The 19,307-nt window shown below is 56.6% G+C and carries 11 protein-coding genes and 2 tRNA genes; 5 read left to right on the top strand and 8 right to left on the bottom strand.

The window, feature by feature from the left end; translation table 11 throughout:
• Positions 1 to 130: 130 nt before the first annotated feature.
• The gene (locus Y71_RS04880; RefSeq protein WP_007370375.1) at positions 131 to 358 is read right to left on the bottom strand and encodes a YgdI/YgdR family lipoprotein; all 228 of its coding nucleotides are present in this window, start codon (positions 356 to 358) and stop codon (positions 131 to 133) included.
• A 192-nt stretch (positions 359 to 550) separates the two neighbouring features.
• Here Y71_RS04880 and csdA point away from each other — a divergent pair, with 192 nt between their 5' ends.
• Together csdA and csdE are read left to right on the top strand one after the other, a co-directional pair.
• Entirely contained in the window at positions 551 to 1,756 is a 1,206-nt protein-coding gene (gene csdA, locus Y71_RS04875) for a cysteine desulfurase CsdA (RefSeq protein WP_007370374.1), read from the top strand.
• On the top strand, positions 1,756 to 2,205 hold the full coding sequence (gene csdE / locus Y71_RS04870; protein WP_007370373.1) for a cysteine desulfurase sulfur acceptor subunit CsdE: 450 nt from the start codon (positions 1,756 to 1,758) through the stop codon (positions 2,203 to 2,205). Before csdA ends, csdE begins: the two co-directional genes overlap by 1 nt.
• Here the strand turns inward: csdE and tcdA are convergent.
• Positions 2,190 to 3,002, bottom strand: coding sequence for a tRNA cyclic N6-threonylcarbamoyladenosine(37) synthase TcdA (gene tcdA / locus Y71_RS04865; RefSeq protein WP_007370372.1), 813 nt, complete (start codon positions 3,000 to 3,002; stop codon positions 2,190 to 2,192). The two genes, csdE and tcdA, sit on opposite strands and share 16 nt — an antisense overlap.
• 69 nt (positions 3,003 to 3,071) lie before the next feature.
• A complete protein-coding gene (mltA, locus tag Y71_RS04860; RefSeq protein ID WP_035887659.1) occupies positions 3,072 to 4,178 on the bottom strand; it encodes a murein transglycosylase A in 1,107 nt (368 codons plus the stop codon).
• 206 nt (positions 4,179 to 4,384) lie between these two features.
• Between mltA and Y71_RS04855 the strand changes: the two genes are divergently transcribed.
• Positions 4,385 to 4,461, top strand: a tRNA-Met gene (locus Y71_RS04855).
• A gap of 49 nt (positions 4,462 to 4,510) precedes the next feature.
• Positions 4,511 to 4,587 (top strand) — tRNA-Met (locus Y71_RS04850).
• A gap of 76 nt (positions 4,588 to 4,663) precedes the next feature.
• Here Y71_RS04850 and amiC read toward each other — a convergent pair.
• Positions 4,664 to 5,917 carry an N-acetylmuramoyl-L-alanine amidase AmiC gene (gene amiC / locus Y71_RS04845; RefSeq protein ID WP_035942079.1) on the bottom strand — a complete coding sequence of 418 codons (1,254 nt, stop codon included), beginning with the start codon at positions 5,915 to 5,917 and terminating at the stop codon, positions 4,664 to 4,666.
• A 226-nt stretch (positions 5,918 to 6,143) separates the two neighbouring features.
• Between amiC and argA the strand changes: the two genes are divergently transcribed.
• Positions 6,144 to 7,475 carry an amino-acid N-acetyltransferase gene (argA, locus tag Y71_RS04840; RefSeq protein ID WP_007370368.1) on the top strand — a complete coding sequence of 444 codons (1,332 nt, stop codon included), beginning with the start codon at positions 6,144 to 6,146 and terminating at the stop codon, positions 7,473 to 7,475.
• Positions 7,476 to 7,503: 28 nt separating this feature from the next.
• Here the strand turns inward: argA and recD are convergent, their stop codons facing one another.
• The 4 genes from recD to recC form a co-directional block, all read right to left on the bottom strand.
• A complete protein-coding gene (gene recD / locus Y71_RS04835) occupies positions 7,504 to 9,336 on the bottom strand; it encodes an exodeoxyribonuclease V subunit alpha (RefSeq protein WP_007370367.1) in 1,833 nt (610 codons plus the stop codon).
• Complete coding sequence (recB, locus tag Y71_RS04830) at positions 9,333 to 12,893, bottom strand: exodeoxyribonuclease V subunit beta (RefSeq protein WP_081120702.1); 3,561 nt, start codon at positions 12,891 to 12,893, stop codon at positions 9,333 to 9,335. The genes recD and recB overlap by 4 nt, the downstream gene beginning before the upstream one ends.
• The gene (ptrA, locus tag Y71_RS04825) at positions 12,886 to 15,774 is read right to left on the bottom strand and encodes a pitrilysin (RefSeq protein ID WP_007370364.1); all 2,889 of its coding nucleotides are present in this window, start codon (positions 15,772 to 15,774) and stop codon (positions 12,886 to 12,888) included. Before ptrA ends, recB begins: the two co-directional genes overlap by 8 nt.
• 152 nt (positions 15,775 to 15,926) lie before the next feature.
• A complete protein-coding gene (gene recC, locus Y71_RS04820) occupies positions 15,927 to 19,298 on the bottom strand; it encodes an exodeoxyribonuclease V subunit gamma (protein ID WP_007370363.1) in 3,372 nt (1,123 codons plus the stop codon).
• Positions 19,299 to 19,307 lie beyond the last annotated feature (9 nt).

Here is a 19,307-nt window from a genome sequence, read left to right as displayed (position 1 = left end):
TGGTCTGCGATTCAGACCACGGTAGCGACGCTACCCCTTTTTCACTTCCTGTACATTTACCCTGTCTGTCCATAGTGATTAATGTAGCACCGCAAGATTGCGGTGCTTTTTTTTACCTCACGTTCAGCGCTTACTTATCCAGCGCGACCATCTCTTTCACGTCGCTACGGTTGATCTGCTGTTCGTTGCCGTTAGCGTCTTTATACGAAATTAGGCCGGTCTGATCGTCAGTTTTCGGTTTCCCTTCCGAGACGATCGTGCGTCCATCATTGGTATGTAACGCGTAATTCGGACCGGAACAGGCGCTCAGGGCAAAAGTAAACATACATGCAGAAATAATTGCGGCAGTCTTCTTCATCTTCTTCTCCTTCTGGCAATTAATGCTGTGAAATACTCTTAGTGGAAGAGTCTTAAACATTTACCTAACACTATTTAGCATAACCTGCTTACATCTCCCTGCCAGGACAAACAGACAATTCCGATGGAGTGCAACGTTCTTGCTCCGACAGAAAAATTGCGCGACGATCGCGCTATTGATACGAGGAATCGCATGAACGCATTTAACCCATCGCAATTTCGCGCGCAGTTCCCGGCGCTGGCCGACGCGGGTGTCTATCTGGATAGCGCCGCCACCGCCCTGAAACCGCAGGCGGTAATTGATGCCACACAACAGTTTTACAGCCTCAGCGCAGGTAATGTGCACCGCAGCCAGTTTGCTCAGGCGCAGCAGTTAACCGCACGCTACGAAGCCGCGCGTGACCAGGTCGCCGCGCTGCTCAATGCGCCCTCCGGCAAAAATATCGTCTGGACGCGCGGTACCACCGAAGCCATCAACATGGTCGCCCAATGCTATGCACGCCCGCGCCTGCAAGCGGGCGATGAAATCATTGTCAGCGAGGCGGAACATCATGCCAACCTGGTGCCGTGGCTGATGGTGGCGCAACAAACCAGCGCGCGGGTGGTGAAACTGCCGCTCAGCGCCGATCACCTGCCGGATATCAACCAACTATCGTCGCTTATCACCTCGCGTAGCCGCATCCTGGCGCTGGGGCAGATGTCCAATGTCACCGGCGGTTGCCCGGATCTGGCGCAGGCGATTACGCTGGCGCATGCGGCAGGCATGGTGGTGATGGTCGATGGTGCGCAGGGCGTCGTGCATTTCCCGGCCAACGTGCAGCGGCTGGATATCGATTTCTATGCATTTTCCGGCCATAAACTCTACGGTCCTAACGGCATCGGCGCGCTGTATGGGAAAGCGGAATTGCTGGATGAGATGACGCCGTGGCTGGGCGGCGGCAAGATGATCAGCGAAGTGACATTTGACGGCTTCACCACTCAGCCTGTGCCGTACAAGCTGGAGGCTGGTACGCCAAACGTGGCGGGCGTGATTGGCCTCAGCGCGGCGCTGGAGTGGCTGAAAACGCTGGATACCGCCCAGGCGGAGAGCTACAGCCGCGGGCTGGCGACGCTGGCAGAAGATCAACTGGCTAAACGTCCGGGTTTCCGCTCCTTTCGCTGCCAGGACTCAAGCCTGCTGGCCTTCGATTTTGACGGCGTACATCACGGCGATATGGTGACACTGCTTGCAGGTTACGGTATTGCGCTGCGCGCCGGTCAGCACTGCGCCCAGCCGCTGCTGGCCGCGCTTGGCGTCAGCGGCACCCTGCGCGCCTCATTTGCACCCTATAATACACAACAGGATGTAGATGCGCTGGTACAGGCTGTGGACCGCGCCCTAGAAATATTGGTGGATTAATGACAAGCCCGACTTTCGCCGGACACCCGTTCGGCACAACCGTTACCGAAGAGACTCTGCGCCAGACGTTTGGCGCACTGAACCAATGGGAAGATAAATACCGTCAGTTGATTATGCTTGGTAAGCAACTGCCTGCAGCATCGGAAGCGCTGAAGGCGCAGGCGCGGGAAATTCCCGGCTGCGAAAATCGCGTCTGGCTCGGTTCAACGCTGAGCGCGGAGGGAACGATGCATTTCTTCGGCGAGAGCGAAGGGCGAATTGTTCGCGGATTGCTGGCCGTGCTGTTGACGGCAGTAGAAGGCAAGCGCCCGGAGGATCTCATTCAGCACGATCCGATGTCGCTGTTCGATGAACTGGGGTTACGCGCCCAGTTGAGCGCGTCGCGTAGCCAGGGGCTGGCGGCGCTAGCCGCCGCCGTGCAGGATGCGGCCCGTCAGGCGCTGACCTGACGCTCTGCTTTCGCCATCAGTTTTTTCAGCGCATGGGAAACCGCGATAAAACCAAAGGTTGCGGTTACCATCGTTGCAGCACCAAAACCGGCTGCGCAATCCATACGTTTCGGCCCTTCCGCCGTACTTTTCATCGCACAGACTGAACCGTCCGCCTGCGGGTAAACCAGCGCTTCGGTAGAGAATACGCAGTCGACGCCGAGCTTCCCTTTGCTGTTCTTCACCACGCCAAAATCACTTTTCAATCGCTCGCGCAATTTTGCCGCCAGCGGATCCTGAATGGTTTTCGCCAGATCGCTGACCTGGATCTGCGTTGGATCGATCTGCCCACCGGCACCACCCGTGGTCACCAGCGGGATCTTATTGCGACGGCAATATGCAATGAGCGCGGCTTTTGGGCGTACGCTGTCGATCGCATCGATCACATAGCTGTAGCCCTGGCTCATCAGTTGCGCAACGTTGTCGGCAGTCACAAAGTCATCCACCACCGTCACCCGGCACTCCGGGTTGATCTGGCGAATGCGATCCGCCATCACCTCAGCTTTTGCCAGGCCAACGTTATCGCGCAGGGCGTGGATCTGCCGGTTGGTGTTGGTCACGCACACGTCGTCCATATCAATCAGCGTGATCGCGCCGATGCCCGTTCGCGCCAGCGCTTCAGCCGCCCAGGAACCCACGCCGCCGATACCGACCACGCAGATATGCGCATCGGCAAACCACTGCAACGCTTTCTCGCCATATAAACGCGCCGTGCCGCCAAAACGCTGACGCCAGGCATCGCTGATTACTGCTGACATAAAACAGACCTCAAAGAAAACAGAAAACCCTCTTCCGCAGGCGAAAGAGGGTTGCAGAGTGTATCACACTCAGCCGCTGAACACGCCGCCGCTGGTGCCCGCGCCCGGAGCGTTTTTCAGCACCCAGACCCGGCCATAATGGTTATACCAGCCTGCGCGGTGACCGGCATCCGGGCCAATGCCCTGATAGATATCGAAGTGCTGGCCTTTGATAGCGCCGCCAACATCCAGCGCCACCATCAGGCGCAGCTCATACTGACCGTTGAATTTGCCTTTATTGTCCAGTTGCGGTACTTCCGCCAGCAGCGTGGTGCCCGGCGGAATAATGCTGCGATCGGAAGCAACAGAAGCGCGTCCAATCAGTGGCACTGCGCTGGCACCTTTCACTGGCGCCCAGGATTGCGGTTTAAAGAAGACAAACGACGCATTCTCTTCCAGCAGCGCGCGCACTTCCGCTTCACTGTGTTTTTCACCCCATTCGCGGATGGCCTGCATCGACATATCTTCTTTCTTCACTTCGCCGCGATCGATCAGCACTTTGCCGATACTGCGGTAAGCATGGCCATTTTTTCCGGCGTAACTGAAGAAGTTAAGCGGGCTGCCATCGCCAAAATCAATATAGCCACTGCCCTGCACATCCATAATAAAGTTGTCCATCAGCGAGTTGCTGTACGCCAGCACATAGTTGTCGCTGAGCGCGCCGGCATAGATTTCCGCGCGCGTTGGCAAGCGGCCGCGTTTGGGCGGCATGCGATAAATCGGGTACTGGAACTCACCCTGGCGCGTGTGGCGTGCCTGTACTACCGGCGTATAGTACCCGGTAAATTGCACGTTTCCGTAATTATCCGTTCCTTCCATCTGCCACGCATCAAGACCGTACTGGCGCAGGGTGCGCGTATCGCCGCCCGACATCAGCCATGACTGAATCGCATTGTAAAGGCCGCTCTGGCTGCTATAGAGGCGCGGAGAAGCGGAACGAATTTGATTAACCTGCTCGGAGAAGTCTCCGGCGTTGATTGGCGCACCGACGGCGTCAGGTTGATTGACCAGGGAAAAAGGCTGGGAAAACTTTCCGTCTTTATACTGTTGACCGCGATCGGTCGGTTTGGAGGAACAGGCGGCAAGGATTGCGACCATGGCGCCTGTGAGTACGAACTTAGCCCAACGTCCTTTCATTATATCTCGTCTTCTGATTAACCTGCAGCGGGGTGAAGATAACAAACCCTATTCACTAAAGAAATGCGTCAGCACAACCCATCGCCAATTTCGCATAAAAAATAAGCTAATTGTATTGTTTTTACACATAATCCCGGCAATTCGTCGAATTAGTCAAAAAAAAGGTTGCATCGCTAAGTTTGCAGAGTATAGTGCGCATCCACAGACGCGGGGTGGAGCAGCCTGGTAGCTCGTCGGGCTCATAACCCGAAGGTCGTCGGTTCAAATCCGGCCCCCGCAACCAATTAAAATGTGAAGAAAAAGTTTACATGATGGAAGTGTAAACAGACGGACGCGGGGTGGAGCAGCCTGGTAGCTCGTCGGGCTCATAACCCGAAGGTCGTCGGTTCAAATCCGGCCCCCGCAACCAATCACAATAAACACCTTAACGGGTGTTTTTTTGTTTCTGCGGTCCGTAAAAAATGGCGCCTTTCAGCGCCACTCTATTATCCCCTTCTCGCCAGCGTCGCGCCATCCGAGAAATAAGCTTTAATCCCCGCCAGAATCGACTCCGCCACTTCCTGCTGGAATTTGGCCGTCTTCAGCTTACGTTCCTCTTCCACATTACTGATAAACGCGGTCTCGACCAGAATCGACGGAATATCCGGCGCTTTCAGCACCGCAAAACCGGCCTGTTCAACCTGATTTTTATGCAGATTGTTAACGTTGCTAAGCTTGTTGAGTACGGCTTTACCGAACTTCAGGCTGTCATTGATGGTCAGCGACTGCACCATATCGAACATGGTGTGATCGAGATAACGGTCGCCGCTTTTACTGACGCCACCAATAAGGTCAGAAGCGTTCTGCGTCTCCGCCAGATACTTCGCCGCCGTGCTGGTCGCCCCTTTGGTCGAAAGGGCAAATACTGAAGAACCGCTCGGCTGACGGCTGGTGAAAGCATCGGCGTGAATCGACACAAACAGATCCGCACGCTGTTTTTGCGCTTTGGCAACGCGCACTTTCAACGGGATAAAAACATCCTCGTTACGCGTCATATAGGCTTTCATATTGCCTTCTTTCTCGATCAGCGCGTACAGACGGCGGGCGATTTGCAGCACCACGTCTTTCTCGCGGGTACGGTATTTCCCCATCGCCCCCGGATCTTCGCCGCCGTGACCAGGATCCAGCATAATAACGATTGGCCGATCGCGCCCCGCTTTCCCCGGCTGTGGGCCGCTATCCTGCTTCGGTACCTGCTGTTCAAGATCGCCTCTGTTGTACTCTTCCAGCAGCGCCAGCAGCGGATCCTGCACATCTTTCGCATTCACCGGATAGAGATCCATCACCAGCCGCTCTTTGAAGCCAGCTACCGGCGCCAGCGCGAACAGTTGCGGCGCAACATCCTGTTTCAGCTCAAACACCATGCGCACGGTTTGCGGATCAAACTGACCAACGCGCGCAGACTTGATAAAGGGATCGTCGCCACGAATCTGCGTCCCCATACCTTTCAGCACGGAGTTAAGGTGTACACCTTCGAGATCCACCACCAGCCGGTCAGGGTTACTCAACGTGAACTGCTTGTATTTAATGACCTGGTTAGATTCCACCGTCACGCGCGTATAGGTAGACGCTGGCCAGACGCGAACCGCCACTACGTGGCTTACCGCTGCCAGGCCCATTTGGCTTACGCTTAATAACCACATGGCCCCCGCCCCTTTTAATAACCTGCGGCGGCTCACCGATGATTGACTTCCCGACATGCCTCTCCCGAGCAATTTTTCGCTAAATAATGCTATTCGTCAGAATTGACCGAAAACTTTAACGAATGATGCATAAACTGTCATCCATTAAAGGGTAAACATATGTCTGCCCAATGGCTTCGCCGGGGCAACTTTATTGAATGACGACAAAATTTGCACTTGCGCCGGACGGCAGAAAAGAATAAAAATACAGAATTTACGAATAATCATGCATTGAGGGCAGGCCGTGGTAAGAGAGCGCAGAACCGAACTGGTACAAGGATTCCGCCATTCTGTTCCCTATATTAACGCCCATCGGGGAAAGACATTTGTCATTATGCTCGGCGGCGAAGCCATTGAACACGAGAATTTTTCCAGTATTGTCAATGATATCGGCCTGTTACACAGCCTCGGCATCCGGCTGGTGGTGGTGTACGGCGCGCGTCCGCAAATCGACGCCAACCTTGCCGAACATCATCATGAACCGATTTACCACAAACACACCCGCGTGACCGATGCAAAAACCCTTGAACTGGTTAAGCAGGCGGCAGGCCTGTTGCAGCTCGACATCACGGCGCGGCTGTCGATGAGCCTCAACAATACGCCATTGCAGGGCGCGCATATTAACGTGGTCAGCGGCAACTTTATTATTTCCCAGCCGCTGGGCGTCGATGACGGCGTGGATTATTGCCACAGCGGACGTATTCGCCGTATTGATGAAGAAGCGATCCACCGCCAGCTCGACAGCGGTGCGATTGTGCTGATGGGGCCGGTCGCGGTGTCTGTCACTGGAGAAAGCTTTAACCTCACCTCCGAAGAGATCGCCACACAACTTGCCATCAAGTTGAAAGCCGAAAAAATGATCGGTTTTTGCTCGTCGCAAGGGGTAATGAACGACGAGGGCGATATTGTTTCCGAACTGTTCCCGAACGAAGCGCAGGCGCGCGTCGAGGCGCTGGAAGCAAAAGGAGATTACCACTCCGGTACGGTGCGTTTCCTGCGTGGCGCGGTCAAAGCCTGTCGCAGCGGCGTGCGTCGCAGCCACTTGATCAGCTATCAGGAAGACGGCGCGCTGTTGCAGGAGCTGTTCTCCCGCGACGGTATTGGTACGCAGATTGTGATGGAGAGCGCCGAGCAGATCCGCCGTGCCACCATCAACGATATTGGCGGCATTCTCGAACTTATCCGCCCGCTTGAACAACAGGGCATTCTGGTGCGCCGCTCCCGCGAGCAACTGGAGATGGAGATCGACAAATTCACCATTATCGAACGCGATAATCTGACCATTGCCTGTGCGGCGCTTTATCCCTTCCCGGAAGAGAAAATCGGCGAGATGGCCTGCGTGGCGGTACACCCGGACTATCGCAGCTCATCGCGCGGTGAAGTCCTGCTGGAGCGTATTGCCGCGCAAGCGAGACAGATTGGCCTGAGCAAACTGTTTGTGCTGACCACGCGTAGCATTCACTGGTTCCAGGAACGCGGCTTTACCCCGGTGGATATTGATTCGCTGCCGGAAACCAAAAAGCAGATGTACAACTATCAGCGCCGTTCCAAAGTGCTGATGGCCGACCTTACCTGAAAGCTTGCCCCCGCGCGCTGCGGGGGCGTTACTCTGCTTCGCTGAAAAACGCATCCAGCCCGCTGCGCCGCTCGGTGCGGGTGGCAATGGCCTGCGCCAGAATACGCTCGTCGGCATAGAGTGACAGCCGCCTGCGTGCACGGGTGATGGCGGTATAAACCAGCTCACGCGTGACTACCGGTACAAACTGCCCCGGCAGGATCAGCGCCGTATGATCGAACTCCGAACCCTGCGATTTATGCACGGTCATGGCCCACGCCGTTTCATGCTCCGGCAGGCGACTGGGCTGCACGGATTTGATGCTGCCGTCCGGCAGCGGAAACCAGACGCGGATCCCCTGCCCCTGCTCCAGCGCGATACCAATATCGCCGTTAAATAAACCCAGCGCCGAATCATTACGAGAGATCATGATCGGACGGCCGTGATACCAGCGCGAATGCGCCGGGCGTGAGATCTGCCGTTTACGCAGCAGAGCCAGCTCCAGACGCTCATTCAGCCCGCTCACCCCAAACGGCCCCTCGCGTAATGCGCACAGCAACTGGTACTCGCTAAACGCCGCGATAATCTCCTCCGGCGCGGCGTTGTCATGCACCCGCGACAGATAATGGCCATAGCCGGCGAGCGCGTCGTCGATCATCGCCTGATACTCTTCTGCGCTCTGCAGCGGTTTACGCTCGATATCGCCAAAGCCCTGACTAAACACTGCTCTGGTGGCATTTTTATCACCCCGGTTGACCGCCGCCGCCAGTTGGCCAATCCCGGAATCACTGCCAAAACGATAGCTTTTTTGCAGCAAACACAGGCTGTCGCGCAGCGTGCTGGCGCAGTGCCCTTCCCCGGCGGGAACCGTTGAGCCGGTTAAACGTGAGAGCTGTGCCGCGCGCTCCGGGGTATAACCAGCGTTCACCCACGCACAGATATCGCCCAGCACCGCCCCGGCCTCCACCGAAGCTAACTGATCGCGATCGCCAAGAAAGATCACCCGGGCCTGCGGCGGCAGCGCATCGATCAGACGCGACATCATCGGCAAATCAATCATTGAGGCTTCATCGACCACCAGCACATCAAGATGCAGCGGGTTATCGGCATGATGCCGCAGGCGCTGGCTGCCCGGCTGCGCGCCAAGCAGACGGTGCAGCGTGCTGGCTTCGTCCGGCAGCATCGCTTTCTGTTGTTCCGTCAGATCCAGCTGACGCAGCGCATTGCCCAGCGACTCGGTCAACCGCGCGGCAGCTTTGCCGGTCGGCGCGGCCAGACAAATGCGGCATTTGCCGCCGTCCACCATCTGTACCAGTGCCGCAAGCAGTTTTGCTACGGTAGTGGTTTTGCCGGTTCCCGGTCCGCCGGAAATCACCGAAATACGCCGGGTGAGCGCCACGGCTGCCGCCACTTTCTGCCAGTTTATTTCGCCCGTGGTCGGAAAAAATGTCTCCAGTACCTGCGTCAGCCGGGCTTCATCCACCTCGGGTTGGCTCTGCCGTTCGGCAAAAAATGCTGCCACCTGTCGTTCGTTTTGCCACATGCGGTTCAGGTAGAGGCGATCCCCCCTCAGCACCAGCGGCGCTGGCGTTTCGCCTTCGCTGACGGCATGCGATGCCAGCAGCGTTTGCCGCCAGTCTTCAGGGTTTCCGGCCTGCTCAAACAGCGGGCTAAAGATCGTTCCTGCACTGGCATAGGCTTCTGGCGTCAGGCGCGAAAGTGGCAAACAGACGTGACCTTCACCGGCGTCGTGGCTGAGTAGCGCCGCAGCCAGCATCACCGCCGGTTCATCTTCTGTTGCCACCGTCAGAGCGAACTGCACATCCAGCGGGCGCAGCAGCTTCAGCTCTGCCGCTTCACGTAATTTTGTTGTCATACTCATGGCGTCGCCTCCTGCGTCTCTCCGGCAAATAACGCATCCATCTGTTCGATCAGTGCCGCGTCAGGACGCGTGGTGAAGATACCCTGCTGCGGGTTTTGCGCCTCAACGCCACGTAAAAAGAGGTAGATTACGCCGCCGAAATGCTGTTCATAGCGGTAATCCGCGATGCGGTGGCGCAAGTAACGATGCAGCGCCAGGCTATATAATTGATACTGCAAGTCGTAGCGGTGCGACTGCATTGCCGTCGCCATCGCCTCCTGCGTATAGGCCTCCGCGCTTTCGCCCAGCCAGTTGGATTTGTAATCCAGCAGGTAGTAGCGCCCGTCGTGGCGAAAGACGAGATCGATAAAGCCTTTCAGCATGCCGCGCACATCGCGGAAATCGAGCGGCGGGCACCCTGCCGACAGCGGATCGTAGCGCCGGATTAGCGCATCCAGTGCCTGAGCGCTCATCGTCTTCGTCACAGGCAAGTAGAACTCCATCTCCACCTGTTTCTCCTTCGCCGTAAGCTGGCTCAGCGAAATGCCCGTTCCGGCCAGCGGTGCATGCAGCACGCTCTCCAGCCAGCGCCTCAGTACCGGCTCCCAGTGCTCTTCGTAACCCCCTGCCAGCACTCTTTCTGCCACCCATTGCGGCGAGATTGGCTGGGTAAAATCCAGATCTTCAAACAGGCTGTGTAAAAAGGTTCCCGGCGCTGCGCCACGCGGAAACTGGTGCGGCGTCAGCATCGGTTCAGCCACAACCTCACGCTCACCGGCTGCATCGATATCCAGACGCGGCAGTAGATCCTGGGCGATGCCGTGAGCACGCTGCTGCAAGCCGGAATAGCTGGTCACGCGCCAGTCGTCGGCAATTTTACGCGTCACTTCCCGTGCGCTCAGAGCAGGCAACGCCGTTTGCGGCAGCTGCCAGCGGTCGCTATCAGCGGCTGACGGCGTGCAAAGGGCGATATCGTCATTGCACAGCGCCTGTAATGCACGCTGCAAACCGGCAGCATCGAGCGCTTCACCTTTCTGAATCAGCCGCCCAAGCGCGCTCTGATGGAAATCAGTTTCGCCCGTTTTGCCACCGCGACGGCGAATCAGCGGCGCAATCCCCAGGCTGCAATGCCAGACCGAGCGCGTTAATGCCACATAGAGCAGGCGCAAATCTTCCGCCAGGCGCTCGGTTTCCGCCAGTTCGACACTCTCGTCGCCGTGGCTTAAATCGAGCATCGCCGCAAACGATTCGCGGTCATGATAGAAACCCTGATCCTGTACGCGGAAATTCGCAATAAACGGCAGCCAGACCAGCGGGTACTCAAGGCCTTTGGATTTGTGGATGGTGACAATCTGCACCAGATGTTTGTCGCTCTCCAGACGCAACTGCTCGCTGGAGGCATTGGCATTCGGTTCGGCGATGCGCTGCGCCAGCCAGCGGGTAAGTGCATGCTCACTTTCAAGCTGCGTTCCGGCTTCCTGCAACAGCTCGCTGATATGCAGAATATCGGTTAACCGCCGCTCACCGCCAGGCGTCGCCAGTAAATTCTCTGCCACATTGCGCGCACTCATCAACGTGCGCAGCATCGCCATCACACCGCGTTTTTGCCATAGTTCGCGGTAGTGAGAGAACTCCTCAACTTTCTCATCCCACGCCTGTTCATCGAGATTCAGCGCTTCAATATCCTGTGCGGTCAACCCCAGCATGGAGGTGGCTAATGCGCTACGCAACGTACTCTCTCGCTCCGGCGCCAGCACGGCATGCAACAGCCACAACAGCTCCTGCGCTTCCGGCGTGTCGAACACGCTGTCGCGGTTAGAGAGATAGACGGAGGGGATATCCAGTAGCATCAGGGCATCACGAATAAGCGACGCTTCGTGGCGGCTACGCACCAGCACGGTGATATCCGAGGCTCTGACCGGACGCACTTTCTCATGCTCGCCCTCACCTTCGTACAGCAGTGCCTCGCCCTGCTGGCCAGCACTCAGCCAGTCGCGGATCTGCGAGGCGCAGAGCTGCGCCATAAACCCCTGGTAATCGCCGACGCCGACGCCTTCGCCGTCCATCAGCCACATTTTCATGGCTGGCTGCATTTCCCCACGAAAGGTAAAGCGCAGGCCCGCATTTTTAGCGGCGGATTTAACCGGCAGGAATGGGATCTGGCGAAACATAAAGGCGTCTTCCATCTGCATAAACAGGCGGTTAACGCTGGCAATCATTCCCGGCGACGAGCGCCAGTTGGTATCAAGGGTATAGCGAGCGCTCACTTCATCGCGCGCTTTCATATAGGTAAAAATATCGGCGCCGCGAAACGCATAGATGGCCTGCTTCGGGTCGCCAATCAACAACAGACCGCACTCTGGCTGCTCATGCCAGATACGGCTGAAAATACGGTATTGCTGCGGATCGGTATCCTGAAATTCATCGATCATCGCCACCGGGAAGCGTTCGCGGATCGCAGCGGCCAGCGCCTCGCCGTTCGGGCTGCGCAATGCGCTATCCAGACGGCTGAGCATATCGTCAAAGCCCAGTTCGCCGCGACGACGCTTCTCTTTCGCCACCGCCTCGCGGATTTCACGCATTGCGCTGGTCAGCACCAGATCGTCAAGCGTTAACGGCTGAGCCAGTAGTTCCTCGATTGCGACAAAAAGCGGATGTTCCGGCACCACGCCATCCGCTTTGGTGCGTTCAGCAAGGAAAGACTGAGCAAACTTCTCCAGTGCCTCCGGCAGCAGGTAACTGCGCGTTTCTTCCTGCGCCCAGGCGGACACTCGCTCAATATACTTTGCCTGGTTGCCGCGGTTGAATTTGCGCCTGTCGATGCCGGACGCTTCAATCACCGGTTCCACTTCGGCCACCGCGGCATTCCACTGCTGCTTGATAGCTTCAATCCGGGCGATAATGCGCTGATGGCGGGAAACCAGCGTTTCATCTGCCGGCGGTGGAGATTTGATTTGCGGCGCTTCGCCCTGCAGGTAGCGGTCGATCGCCTTCAGCAGTTCCTGCGGTCCTTTCCACGAGGCATGAATCGCCTGGGCAATCTCGCGCGGCAGCGGGTAGCAGTGACGCCGCCAGAAATCCGCGCAGGCCTGATAGCGCAACAGGGATTCATCTTCCACCAGTTGCTGTTCAAACAGCATGCCGGATTCGAACGCGTTCAGGCTGAGCATGCGCTGGCAGAAGCCATGAATGGTAAAGACTGCCGCTTCATCCATTTGCCGCTCGGCCAGCATCAGCCAGTACGCCGCCTGCTGCTTATCGGCGATCTCCTCCAGCAAACGGGCATATAAGGGGTTGCTGCTGCTTTCCCGCAGGCAGGCAATACGTAACTCATGGATATTACTGCGGATACGGCCACGCAGCTCTTCGGTCGCGGCCTCGGTGAAAGTCACCACCAGCAGCTCTTCAACGCTGAGTGGTCGAGGGAAGGCGGCATTGCCGCCCAGCCCTAATAGCAGCCGCAAATAGAGTGCGGCGATGGTGAATGTCTTGCCGGTGCCCGCCGAGGCTTCAATCAGGCGCTCGCCGGTAAGCGGCAAGCGCAGGGGATCAAGGGTCTCAGCAGTGGTTTCACTCATCTTTCTCGGTCATCTTCGGTAAGGATTGCTGCAGGGCGCTGACGCTGTCCCAGACCTTCCAGCCTTGCGGTTGAGCATATTCCGCTTTCCCGCTCTGGCTACCGGAGATCTGCGACAATATCGCCATGCCTTGCGGCTCTACCACCGCCTGATGGAAGAAGTCGGCAAGTTTCTGCGGCGTCAGCAGTTTTATCTGAGCGACTACTTTATCACGTGAATCGAAGCGCATATTGCCGCGATCGAAATCTTTGCTGAGTTTGGAAGCCTCTTCACCTAACGTTTGCGGCGCTTGCACTATTTGCGCAATCACCCCCTGCTGAATTTGGGCAAACTCTTCCGGTTTCATCGCCCGCAGCTTCGCTTCCGCTGTCGGGAAGAAGGCCTTATAGCGCTCCCAGAGATACGCCGGTTGCTTATCATTGCTCTGTAGCAGGAAACCCATGCCCCACTGACGGCCAACGCTCATCGGGAAAGCAAACACGGCGTAGCCAAGCTGTTCCTCAGTACGTAACTGGTTATAGAACCACGGCTGTACAATTTGCCCCAGCATCGCGCTGTAGGCTGAACTGCTGTACTCATCAAAACCCGGTGGTACGAACACCGCGGCCAGCGCGGAATCCGTGCTGTTGCCCGCCTTTTCAAAGCTCACATTCTGCTGTTTATCAACCACGACGTCCTGGTTACGGCACCACACTGTGCCATTGGCACCCAGCTGTTTTTGTACCGCATGAGCAAGGTCTTTCGCCTGCTGCTCGCCAAGGTTACCAACCACGAGAAATTCCGGACGCGCATTGCTCTTCAGTGCATCGCGATAGTGCAAAATGTCCTGCAGAGAGATTGATGGCAACAGTGCACGACGATCTTCACGCAGGAAGTACGGGACCTGCGACAGCATCTGCACTGGCATAATCGCCTGATCGAAGGCTTTACCCTTCTCTGCCGAATCCATCATTTGCGCGTACCAGGATTTGGCCTGCGCAAGCTGTTCTTCCGTCGGTGTATAGCTGAAATATCCGCTCAACAGCGCCTGGAAAAGCTGTGGCAGGCGCTGGGTGTAACCATTGGCGTTAAGCATCAAGCCATTGTTGGCATTCGTAGAGAAGGTGATGCCCCCGACAGCCGCCTGGTTGCTCAGTTGATCGAGCGCAAGCCCCGCCAGATAGTCATTCAGCGCAAACATCACCTGGCTCTTCGCAGTATCCATCGCCTGTGGATTACGCAGCACCACGCTGACATCCGCCTTCGGTTCGCTGGCAAAATAGCGGCTCGGCATATACACCACGCGTAGCGTCGGCTCATCGACAATCAGCTCGGGATGCTCGTACTGCTTCTGCGGTTTGATCAGCGTGAAATCGTCCGGAATATAGGGGTTCAGCTCGGGGAATTTCAGCGTAATGCTGCTCTCCCGCTTCTGCCAGTCGGCAAAGGTTTCCGGGGAAATTTTATCGACCTGATAAGGCGCATCGACAAAATAGGCAGTTTTATTGTGCGGCTCATCCGGGCTGATATACCAGATGCGGGCGTTTTGCGGCGTCATTTCGTTAAGACGCGCCTGCACCGCTTTGGCATCAAACTGGTCGGCGATATTTACCGAATCCAGCGTATGCGCAACCGGTACGCGGATCATGGTATCCGCCAGCCACTCAACATAATCCATATCGCGGGTAATGGAGGGGTAGCGAAAATCAAGGTCAAGAATATGGGAAAGCTCGTCGAAATAACGCTTATCGATGCCTTTTTCACGCAGCAGTTGCAGGTAGCTGAAAATCGCCGCCACCACCTGATCGCGATTCGCCTGACCTTTATCTGTCAGAGTAGCGGAAATCGCCAGCACGCCGCTGTTGCCGTTGACCACTGGATCGGAGTCGCCACGGATCCCTTCAACCAGCCCCTGGCTTTGTAGCCAGTCAGAGAGCGTGCCCGGACTGCGATTGCCAATCAGATAGGTGATCAACTCGTCCGTTTTACTGCGAAACGCAGCGGTGTTGTTATCGATACGGAACTCAACACGCAGCACTTTGCGCGGCACAGCCGGAACATAGTGAATGATGACACCTTTCTGCGCGTCGGTGACGACGGGAACGGTGATTTCCGGCTTCGTGATGTTTTTATTCGGCACACGGCCATAGGTCTGTACCGCAAGCGTCGCCAGTTCGTTCAGCGGACGGTTGCTGTAGATGACCGCTTTCATCAGGTTCGCAGAGTAGAATTTATCGCGAAACGCCAGCAGCGCCTGGTGTACCGGGCTGCCCGGTTTGTCGCTCAGCGTTTCGAGGTTGCCGCCGGAGAAGCGCGCTCCCGGATGCGCCGGGTTAATGGTCTCAGCGCTGACCTGCGCCATCCGCATCCCGTCACGGGTACGCGCCATGGTCAGCTCGGCGTTGACCGCGTTGCGTTCGCGCTCGCCATATTTTTTATCCAGCAACGGGGCGGCAATCGCATCCGCCAGACGATCAACGGCGCCGTCCAGCGCGTTATTTTCCACTTCCAGGTAGTAAGCGGTGCGGTAAGGCGCAGTACTGGCGTTATGGCTGCCACCATGCAACTTGAGGTATTCGGCAAGGCTGTCCGGTTGCGGGTATTTTTTGGAACCCATCAGGGTCATGTGTTCCAGGTAATGCGCAAGGCCAGGATGGGAATCAGGATCCTCCAGCGAACCGATCGGTACGACCAGCGCGGAGAGAGATTTCACCGCCTGCGGATCGGATACCAACAGCACAACCATGCCATTATCCAGACGAATCGCCTGATACTGGCGGGTATCTTTATCGCTCTTGTGGATCGTTTCCTGAACCGGTTGCCAACCATTGTCGGCCTGACTGAATGGCGCCCAGAGGGCAAAAAACAGGACGAAAACTTTTAACCAGGTGCTGCGGGGCATTCACGAACCTCATCATTAACGTTTCTGGCGGCTCCAGTAACTGTGGAACTGCCAGATATACTCGCACTGGCTTTGCCAGCACTCTTGTTATATCAGTCCGTGACCGTCGCGCATAATAATGGATGCTTACGGCTTGCGCAATTTTTATACAATCAGTCGGACTGATTATGTCGATAAAGCGGTAACAGGAAACGGCGCGCCTGTTCGGTGATTTCAGCGTAACACTCTGGCTCAAGGGTACGCCACAACCGCTGATACCATATATCTTCGCCTTCACCGCGAACCATCATATTGCCCTCCCAGGCTTGCAGAAATTTGCTTTGCGCTTTCTGTAGCGTTTCCTCGTCCATTAACATGGCATCATTTGCGGCGTCATAACAGGCTTTTATCCACGCGCCGCCGCTTTCCGGCACCAGTAGCAGCGGTTTCGTCATCCCTTCCCGGTAACCGTCGATCATCAGTGCCAGAGAGTCCATCGCCTGCTCTGGTTTCAGCGGCGGGAATCGCCACTCACCTTCTTTACGCACAAACAACCGGCTTTCGCCGGTACCACCGCTGGCACAGTAGACAAGATGCTCAAGCCAAAGTTGCAGCCCCTGAGAAACGCTCAATAAAGAGGGTCGCCAGCGTAGCAGGCCATCCGGCTGCACACGTGACAACCAGCCCGTCAAATGAACGCCTGCACAGTGAAGATCGATCTCCTGGCTTACGGCAGGTTGACGATGCTCGATGACGCGACCAGCAAGTTCCTGCATCTCCTGGCACTGTGTTTCCCAGATAATTTCGCCAAAAGCGCCATAAGGCAGCAGGCCCGCAGCGCGATAACGGCGGAATAATTTATCTTCGTCCTGCTGCTCCACTAATGTGTTGAGCAGTTCAAGATTCAACTGGTACCGGTCTAAACCATCAAGGATAAACGGCTCGGCATCAGGGATCTCACTCTCTTCCGGACGGAAGTTGACCCGTAAACGCATCTGGAAAAAAGCCCTTACCGGATGCGCCCAGAAGCGCTGAAGCTGATCGAAGGAGAGCGTTTCCAGCGGCTGACTTTCCAGCGTCTGGATAAACGGTGAATGCGCTTCACCCTGCGAACTCGCCGCAGGCAGCCATTCACGGGCATAACTCTGCCACTCGTCAGCAGTAAAGTTCGCCGGATCGAACGGCATACGGGTATGTAAATGCGTGATATGCGCTTTCACCCGACGCTCGCTGTCATCGCAGTTCAGCGCTTCATCCCCCACCAGGCAGTGGCTTTGGCCAATGTAATCGACCAGTTCCTGCACCAACACGGAAGGGAAACGCTCTTTGTTATCCTGGATAGAACGGCCGATATAGCTGATGTAGAGCTGCTGCTGCGCCGAAATCAGCGCTTCCAGGAAGAGATAACGGTCGTCGTCGCGGCGGCTGCGATCGCCGCGCTGCGGCTTCTGGCTCATCAAATCAAACCCCAGCGGCGGGAGCGTGCGCGGGTAAACGCCGTCATTCATGCCTAACAGACAAACAACTTTAAAGGGAATGGAACGCATCGGCATCAGGGTACAGATATTGACCGGACCGGCGAGAAAACGCTGGCTGATACGCTCCTGATCCAGGCGCTGGGCCAGCTCATCGCGGAGTAAAGAAAGCGGGATCGATTCGCCATACTTCGCGCCAACACCCTGAGTGATGATCGCCTGCCACTCCTGCTCGATCAGCGCCAGCGCCGCTTCGGTATCCTGATCGGGCAGGAAAAAGTCGTTGAGCATATCACGGCAAACCGGAAGCCACTCCTCCAGCGGACGCGCTTCAGAAAGCCCGCGACGCCAGATATTCAATTGCATCAGCAGCGTTGCCAGATGCCCCACCAGTTCAGCAATCAGCCCACTTGATTCATCGTAGGGCAGAACGGATTGCCATTCGCCGTGGCGGCTCTCCATAGCATAACCGATGAGCATACGCGTGAGGCCAAACTGCCAGGTGTGCTGCCCGGTCGGCGGCAACTCAAGCTCGCGCATGTTGTCATCATCCATCCCCCAGCGAATACCGGACTCATTAACCCACAACCGCAGGTAACGCAGCCCCTCTTCATCGATGTTAAAACGCGCAGCCAGCACCGGAACATCCAGCAGCGCCAGCACATCTTCAGAAACAAAGCGGCTGTCCGGCAGCGATAGCAGGCTAATAAAAGCCTGCAGCGCCGGATGCGCCTGCCGGGCGCGGCGGTCGGAAATAGCATAGGGAAGATAGCGCTCGCCGCTGGCACTGCCGAAAACGGCCTGGATGTAGGGGCTATAACTGTCGATATCCGCCACCATCACCACAATATCGCGCGGCGTCAGTTCCGGATCGGCTTCCAGCATCGCCAGTAAACGATCGTGCAGGATCTCCACTTCACGCTGCGGGCTATGGCAGACATGTACCGTCACGCTGCGATCGTCGAGTGATAGCGTTCGCTTTTTGTCGCTGTGGGCAAACTCTTCCGCAGTCACGCCAGCCACGGCGCTGTTTTGCAACTCAAGGATGTCGTACTTCAGGTTTTGCAGCAGGGAACCGGGCGTGATATCAACAAAAGCATCCAGTTCCTCGTAACGATCCATGCCTGCCAGCAGAAAAATGTTATCGCGCCCCAGCTTTCCCCACGAGGCCAACAACGGGTTTCCTACATCCTGTTCACCGTCGTCATTAAACAGACCACCTGCGTTTTGCGTATCGCGAAACAGCGGAAACAGACGATCTTCCCGGTGATGGCGACGCTGGCGGGTAACCAGCCTTGCCAGAAATGCGGGATCTTTGATATCTCCCCAGTAGTAACGACAGGGATTGGTAAACAGCAGATGAACATCAATGTGCTTACCCAGCGCCTGCAGAGCCTGTAAATAGACTGGCGGCAGAGCAGAAATACCGCAGATGAAGACGCGGGACGGCAGACCTGCGGGCGGCGTCTGTGCCGATTCGAGTGTGTTGATAAAACGTTGATAGAGGTTGGCGCGGTGCCAGTGAGGCTGACCAAGCGCAGCGGTATGTTCCACCAGAGCACGCCAGAGCGGAGCCTGCCACTGTTGCGCCTCGCCCAACCCATCAACGGTTTCGCCCGCTTCCCAGCGTGTCAGCCATTCCGGACGGTAGACAAGGTACTGGTCGTAAAGATCCGCCACCCGCGACGAAAGCTGAAACAGTTTGCGCTTGTCGTCATCGTCATTCAGGTAGTGACGCAACATGGCGAACTCTTCGCGCTCCAGCATGTCCGGCAACAGCGACATGAGCTTCCAGCCCATGCTCTGCTTGCTAAAAGCGCTCTCTTTGGGAATGTCATAGAGCACGCTGACAAACATGTCCCAGATGAAACTAGCCGGGAGCGGAAAGGTGATATTGGCGGCGATGCCAAACTTTTGCGCCAGCGTCATCTGAAGCCATTGCGCCATGCCGGTGCTTTGCACCAGAACCACTTCCGGTTCAAAGGGATCGTCGAGTCTGTCTCGCTCAACGATAAACTCCATCAATGCTTCCAGCACATCCAGGCGATTGGAGTGGTAAACCCTTAACATAAGCGCTCC

Source organism: Kosakonia radicincitans DSM 16656 (genome assembly GCF_000280495.2).
Lineage (GTDB): Bacteria > Pseudomonadota > Gammaproteobacteria > Enterobacterales > Enterobacteriaceae > Kosakonia > Kosakonia radicincitans.
Note: the sequence above shows the minus strand (reverse complement) of the source record. Positions and strands in the feature narration are given on the sequence as shown.

Excerpts from the sequence above, each read along its gene's own strand:
- amiC (WP_035942079.1), bottom strand. The coding sequence starts at position 5,917 with ATGTCGGGAAGTCAATCATCGGTGAGCCGCCGCAGGTTATTAAAAGGG.
- recB (WP_081120702.1), bottom strand. The coding sequence starts at position 12,893 with ATGAGTGAAACCACTGCTGAGACCCTTGATCCCCTGCGCTTGCCGCTT.
- mltA (WP_035887659.1), bottom strand. The coding sequence starts at position 4,178 with ATGAAAGGACGTTGGGCTAAGTTCGTACTCACAGGCGCCATGGTCGCA.
- ptrA (WP_007370364.1), bottom strand. The coding sequence starts at position 15,774 with ATGCCCCGCAGCACCTGGTTAAAAGTTTTCGTCCTGTTTTTTGCCCTC.
- recC (WP_007370363.1), bottom strand. The coding sequence starts at position 19,298 with ATGTTAAGGGTTTACCACTCCAATCGCCTGGATGTGCTGGAAGCATTG.
- csdA (WP_007370374.1), top strand. The coding sequence starts at position 551 with ATGAACGCATTTAACCCATCGCAATTTCGCGCGCAGTTCCCGGCGCTG.
- Y71_RS04880 (WP_007370375.1), bottom strand. The coding sequence starts at position 358 with ATGAAGAAGACTGCCGCAATTATTTCTGCATGTATGTTTACTTTTGCC.
- tcdA (WP_007370372.1), bottom strand. The coding sequence starts at position 3,002 with ATGTCAGCAGTAATCAGCGATGCCTGGCGTCAGCGTTTTGGCGGCACG.
- recD (WP_007370367.1), bottom strand. The coding sequence starts at position 9,336 with ATGAGTATGACAACAAAATTACGTGAAGCGGCAGAGCTGAAGCTGCTG.
- csdE (WP_007370373.1), top strand. The coding sequence starts at position 1,756 with ATGACAAGCCCGACTTTCGCCGGACACCCGTTCGGCACAACCGTTACC.